Raw genomic sequence first — 6,000 nt, forward strand, 5'->3', positions numbered from 1 at the left:
CGGCCGTCCCAGCTGGAGAACAACAATGAGCAAATTTCACAGCCTGACCATCAAGGACGTGCGCGCCGAGACCCGCGACGCGGTGTCCATCGCCTTCGAGATTCCGCAACACTTGCAGGACAGCTTCCACTTCACCCAGGGCCAGCACCTGGTGATGCGCACCCAACTGGACGGTGAGGAAGTACGCCGCTCTTACTCGATCTGCACCGGCGTCAACGATGGTGAATTGCGCATCGCCGTCAAGCGTGTAGCTGGCGGACGCTTCTCGGCGTTTGCCAACGAACAGCTGAAAGCCGGGCACACCCTGGACGTGATGCCGCCGGCCGGGCACTTCTGCGTCGAACTCGACCCGGCGCGCCACGGCAACTACCTGGCCGTGGCGGCCGGCAGCGGCATCACGCCGATCCTGTCGATCATCAAGACCACTCTGCAAACCGAGCCCCACAGTCGCGTCACTCTGCTGTACGGCAACCGCTCCAGCTCCGGTGCGCTGTTTCGCGAACAACTGGAAGACCTGAAAAACCGCTACCTGCAACGCCTGAACCTGATCTTCGTGTTCAGCCGCGAACAGCAGGACGTCGACTTGTACAACGGCCGGATCAATGCCGAGAAATGTGAGCAGTTGTTCACCCGCTGGCTCGACGTCAAGGCTCTCGATGCCGCCTTCATCTGCGGCCCGCAGGAAATGACCGAGACCGTGCGCGACAGCCTCAAGGCCAAAGGCATGCAACCTGAGCGTATCCATTTCGAACTGTTCGCCGCCGCTGGCAGCGAACAGAAACGCGCCGCCCGCGAAGCCGCCCGCCAAGTGGACGCAGCGGTGAGCCAGATCACCGTGATCAGCGACGGCCGCGCCCTGGCCTTCGACCTGCCGCGCAACAGCCAGAGCATCCTCGATGCCGGTAACGAACAAGGTGCGGAACTGCCCTACTCGTGCAAGGCCGGCGTGTGCTCGACCTGCAAGTGCAAGGTCATCGAAGGCGAAGTGGAAATGGACAGCAACCACGCCCTGGAAGACTACGAAGTGGCCGCCGGCTATGTGCTGTCGTGCCAGGCGTTCCCGATCAGCGACAAGGTGGTGCTGGATTTCGATCAGCTCTGATCGGCCCGCACCGTCCCCCTGTAGGAGCGAGCTTGCTCGCGATGGTCGTAAACGGTGACGCGGGTTGCCTGATACCCCGCGGCGATCTCAGGCTCATCGCGAGCAGGCTCGCTCCTACAGAGTTCGCGTCGTACTTGCTTCACCCCCACTACAAAAACAACAACGGAGAGTCACCATGAGCCCGCAAGACATAGAACTCATCCACCAACACCCCGACTTCATCCAGTTGGTGCGACGCAAGCAGAAACTCTACTGGTCGTTGTCGCTGATCATGCTGGTGATCTACTTCGGCTTCGTCCTGCTGGTGGCGTTTTCGCCCTCCACCCTCGGCCAATCCCTGAGCGGCGGTGTGACCACCGTGGGCATGCTGGTGGGTGTCGTAATGGTCGGGCTGGCCTTTGCGCTGACCGGGTTCTATGTCTATCGCGCCAACAACGTAATCGACCCGCTGAATGAAAAACTCAAGCAGGAGTGCGCCCGATGAGCCGCCTTCTCGCCTTGTTCCTGCTGCCGCTGGCGGTGGTCACTGATTTGGCAGTGGCCGCCGACGGCGTCTCCCGCCCGCTGAACTGGAACGCCATCGGCATGTTCCTGGTATTCGTGCTGTTCACTCTTGGCGTGACACGCTGGGCGGCACTTCGCACCCGCTCCGCCGCCGACTTCTACACCGCCGGTGGCGGCATGACCGGCTTCCAGAATGGTCTGGCAATTGCCGGCGATATGATCTCGGCAGCCTCGTTCCTCGGCATTTCCGCGATGATGTTCCTCAATGGCTACGACGGTTTGCTCTACGCCCTGGGCGTGCTGGCCGGCTGGCCGATCATCCTGTTCCTGATTGCCGAACGCCTGCGCAACCTGGGTAAATACACCTTTGCCGACGTGGTTTCCTATCGCCTGGAACAGACCCCAGTGCGCCTGACCTCGGCCTTCGGCACCCTGACCGTGGCGTTGATGTACCTGGTGGCGCAGATGGTCGGCGCCGGCAAGCTGATTGAACTTCTGTTCGGCATCGACTACCTCTATGCGGTGATGCTGGTCGGCGTGTTGATGGTGTTCTACGTGACCTTCGGCGGCATGCTCGCCACCACCTGGGTGCAGATCATCAAGGCGGTGATGTTGTTGTTCGGCACCAGCTTCATGGCGTTCATGGTGCTCAAGCACTTCGGCTTCAGCACCGAGGCCATGTTTGCCGGCGCCACCGCCGTGCATGCCAAAGGCAACGCGATCATGGCGCCCGGCGGTTTGCTGTCCAACCCGATCGATGCGATTTCCCTGGGTCTGGGCATGATGTTCGGCACCGCCGGCCTGCCGCATATCCTGATGCGTTTCTTCACCGTCAGCGATGCCAGGGAAGCGCGTAAAAGCGTGTTCTACGCCACTGGCTTCATCGGCTACTTCTACTTGCTGCTGATCATCGTCGGCTTCGGTGCCATCGTCATGGTCGGCACTGATCCGGCGTTCCGCGACGCCAGCGGTGCGATCATCGGCGGCGGCAACATGATCGCCGTACACCTGGCCCAGGCGGTGGGCGGCAACCTGTTCCTCGGCTTCATCTCGGCGGTCGCCTTCGCCACCATTCTGGCGGTGGTTGCCGGGCTGGCACTGTCCGGTGCCTCGGCGGTGTCCCATGACCTGTATGCCTGCGTGATGCGCAAGGGCCAGGCCACTGAACAGCAGGAAATGCGCGTATCGCGAATCGCCACCCTGTGCATCGGTGTGCTGGCGATCATCCTCGGCCTGCTGTTCGAATCGCAGAACATTGCCTTCCTCTCAGGTCTGGTGTTGGCCATCGCGGCGTCGGTGAATTTCCCGGTGCTGTTCCTCTCGATGTACTGGAAAGGCCTGACCACCCGCGGCGCAGTCCTCGGCAGTCTGTCCGGACTGGTCTCAGCGATTGTGTTGCTGGTGCTGAGCCCGGCGGTGTGGGTCAACGTGATGCATCACGACAAGGCACTGTTCCCGTACTCCAACCCGGCCCTGTTTTCCATGAGCCTGGCGTTCTTTAGTGCGTGGCTGTTTTCCGTCACCGACACCTCGCCCCGTGCAGCCCTCGAGCGCGGTCGTTATCTGGCGCAGTTCATCCGTTCGATGACCGGCATTGGTGCCACCGGCGCCAGCAAACACTGAATATTGGCAGGGAATAAAAATAATGAAGCCCGCACGTAACGCACCTTGTGAATCACTGTTTTCGCTGGCCGCCGCATTAAGCCTGCCCATGTTCGCGCCGAGCGCCATGGCCGACTTCATCGGCGACAGCAAGGCCCGCATTGATATGCGCAACCACTACATCAACCGCGACTTTCGTCAGCACAACGCGCCGCAATCCAAGGCCGAGGAATGGGCCCAGGGTTTCACTGCGCGCATCGAGTCCGGTTTCACTGACGGCACCTTCGGTTTCGGTCTCGACGCACTGGGCGAGCTGGGTCTCAAGCTTGATTCCAGCCCGGATCGCCGTGGCACCGGGCTGCTGCCGTTTGGCCCGCAGAGCCATGAGCCCGACGACGAGTACAGCGAACTGGGCCTGACCGGAAAATTGCGGGTGTCCAAAAGCGTATTGAAACTCGGCACCCTGCAACCCTTGTTGCCAGTGGCGACTTACAACGACACGCGCCTGCTGGGTTCGACCTTTGAAGGTGGCTTGCTGACCAGCCAGGAAATCGACGGCCTGACAGTGAATGCCGGACGCCTGACCAAGGCCAACCTGCGCGATTCCTCCAGCAACGATGACATCGGCTTCGGCGCCGCCACCAGCGACCACTTCGACTTCGGTGGCGGCAGCTACGCGTTCAGTCCGCAACTGAACCTGAGCTACTACTACGGCAAGCTCGACCAGATCTATCGCCAGCAATTCGCCGGACTGGTGCATACGCAACCGCTGGGTAACGGTTTCAATCTGCGCAGCGACCTGCGTTATTTCGACAGCCGCGGTGACGGCGCCGAACAGGCCGGGCGTATCGACAACCGCAACTTCAACAGCATGTTCACGGTGTCCCACGGTGCCCACAAGGTCAGTGCGGCCTACCAGCAATTGTCCGGCGACAGCGCCTTTCCGTTCCTCAACGGCGGCGATCCATACGTGGTCAACCTGGTGACCTTCAACACCTTTACCCGCGCCGACGAGGATTCCTGGCAGCTGCGTTACGACTATGACTTCGCGGCGCAAGGCATTCCCGGCCTGACCTTCATGACCCGCTACACCGACGGCCGCCACGTCAAGGCGGGCAGCGTCGACAACGGTCGCGAATGGGAGCGCGACACCGATATCAGCTACGTCATCCAGAGCGGTGTGTTCAAGAACGTCAGCCTGCGCTGGCGCAACGTGACCTTCCGTTCCGGCAATGGCTTGACGACCGACCTCGATGAGAACCGCTTGATCGTCGGCTACACCCTGGCGCTTTGGTAATTCCGCAAGGGCGCGGTCGCGGCCGCGCTTCAACCCTTCATCACCTGGAGCAATCGTGATGTCCTCTTCACCTGCACTGCATGCCCCTACCCTGCAAAGTTTCATCGCCGGTCGCTGGATCGGCCAACACGGCGCACAAATCCTGCGCAGCGCCATCGACGGCCATGAAATCGCCCGTACCCATGAAGAACGCCCGGACTTCGCCGAAGCCATCGAGCACGGCCGTCGCCAAGGCATCAGCGGCTTGATGGCGCTGGACTTCCAGCAGCGCGCCCAGCGTCTCAAGGCCCTGGCCCTGTACCTGAGCGAGCGCAAGGAACAGCTTTACGCGATTTCCCATCACAGCGGCGCGACCCGTGCCGATAGCTGGATCGATATCGAAGGCGGCAACAGCACGCTGTTCACCTACGCCAGCCTCGGTTCCCGGGAGCTTCCGTCGGGCAACATCATCCACGAAGGCCCGGCGCTGCAACTGAGCAAAATGGGCACATTTGCTGGCACTCACATCCTGGTACCTCGCGGCGGTCTGGCAGTGCACATCAATGCCTTCAACTTCCCGATCTGGGGCATGCTGGAGAAGTTCGCGCCGAGTTTCCTCGCCGGCATGCCGTGCATCGTCAAACCGGCCAGCGCTACCAGCTACCTGACCGAAGCCGTCGTGCGCCTGATGGATGAATCCGGCCTGCTCCCGGCAGGCAGCCTGCAACTGATCATCGGCAGCACCGGCGACCTGCTCGACCGCCTGCAAGGCCAGGACGTGGTGACCTTCACCGGTTCCGCCGACACCGCGGCCAAGCTGCGGATCAACCCGAACCTGGTGCGCAATTCGGTGCCGTTCAACGCCGAGGCAGACTCGCTGAACTGCGCGATCCTCGCCCCGGACGTGACGCCGGACGACGAAGAGTTCGAGCTGTTCATCAAGGAAGTCGCCCGGGAAATGACCACCAAGGCCGGGCAGAAATGCACCGCCATCCGCCGCGCCATCGTGCCGGCCAAATACATCGACGCAGTCGCCACCCGTCTGCGCGATCGCCTGGCCAAAGTCGTGGTTGGTGACCCGTCGGTGGAAGGCGTGCGCATGGGCGCACTGGCTTCCCACGATCAGCAGAAAGACGTGGCCGAGCGCCTGGAAGCCCTGTTGCAGAGCAGTGACATGCTGTTCGGCGCTCGCGACGGTTTCGAACCGCGCGGTGAAAATGTCGACAAAGGCGCGTTCTTCGCCCCGACCCTGTTGCAGGCCCGTGACCCGCATGCCGAGGGAGGTGCCCATGACATCGAAGCGTTCGGCCCGGTCAGCACCCTGATGGCCTACGACGATCTCGACGAAGCATTGGCCCTGGCCGCGCGCGGCAAGGGCAGCCTGGTGGCCAGCCTGGTAACCAAAGATCCGCAAATTGCAGCCAAGGCCATCCCGGTCGCCGCTGCCTGGCACGGCCGTTTGCTGGTACTGGATCGCAACTGCGCGGGCGAATCCACCGGCCATGGCTCGCCGCTG

General features: G+C 62.1%; 5 protein-coding genes. All 5 read left to right on the forward strand.

Features of this window, described 5'->3' with window-relative positions:
* The first annotated feature begins 25 nt into the window (after positions 1-25).
* On the forward strand, positions 26-1,102 hold the full coding sequence (gene paaE, locus PMI29_RS03880; RefSeq protein WP_008003026.1) for a 1,2-phenylacetyl-CoA epoxidase subunit PaaE: 1,077 nt from the start codon (positions 26-28) through the stop codon (positions 1,100-1,102).
* A gap of 175 nt (positions 1,103-1,277) precedes the next feature.
* Positions 1,278-1,586: a DUF485 domain-containing protein gene (locus PMI29_RS03875; protein WP_008003029.1), complete on the forward strand. Its 309-nt coding sequence runs from the start codon at positions 1,278-1,280 to the stop codon at positions 1,584-1,586.
* A complete protein-coding gene (locus PMI29_RS03870; protein ID WP_008003031.1) occupies positions 1,583-3,229 on the forward strand; it encodes a cation acetate symporter in 1,647 nt (548 codons plus the stop codon). Before PMI29_RS03875 ends, PMI29_RS03870 begins: the two co-directional genes overlap by 4 nt.
* A 22-nt stretch (positions 3,230-3,251) precedes the next feature.
* On the forward strand, positions 3,252-4,505 hold the full coding sequence (locus tag PMI29_RS03865) for an OprD family porin (protein ID WP_008003033.1): 1,254 nt from the start codon (positions 3,252-3,254) through the stop codon (positions 4,503-4,505).
* Positions 4,506-4,563: 58 nt separating this feature from the next.
* On the forward strand, positions 4,564-6,000 hold a 1,437-nt coding region (gene paaZ, locus PMI29_RS03860), incomplete at its 3' end, for a phenylacetic acid degradation bifunctional protein PaaZ (RefSeq protein ID WP_008003034.1).

This window comes from Pseudomonas sp. GM49 (genome assembly GCF_000282355.1).
In the GTDB taxonomy this organism is placed as follows: Bacteria; Pseudomonadota; Gammaproteobacteria; order Pseudomonadales; family Pseudomonadaceae; genus Aquipseudomonas.

Excerpts from the sequence above, each read along its gene's own strand:
- paaE (WP_008003026.1), top strand. The coding sequence starts at position 26 with ATGAGCAAATTTCACAGCCTGACCATCAAGGACGTGCGCGCCGAGACC.
- PMI29_RS03875 (WP_008003029.1), top strand. The coding sequence starts at position 1,278 with ATGAGCCCGCAAGACATAGAACTCATCCACCAACACCCCGACTTCATC.
- PMI29_RS03870 (WP_008003031.1), top strand. The coding sequence starts at position 1,583 with ATGAGCCGCCTTCTCGCCTTGTTCCTGCTGCCGCTGGCGGTGGTCACT.
- PMI29_RS03865 (WP_008003033.1), top strand. The coding sequence starts at position 3,252 with ATGAAGCCCGCACGTAACGCACCTTGTGAATCACTGTTTTCGCTGGCC.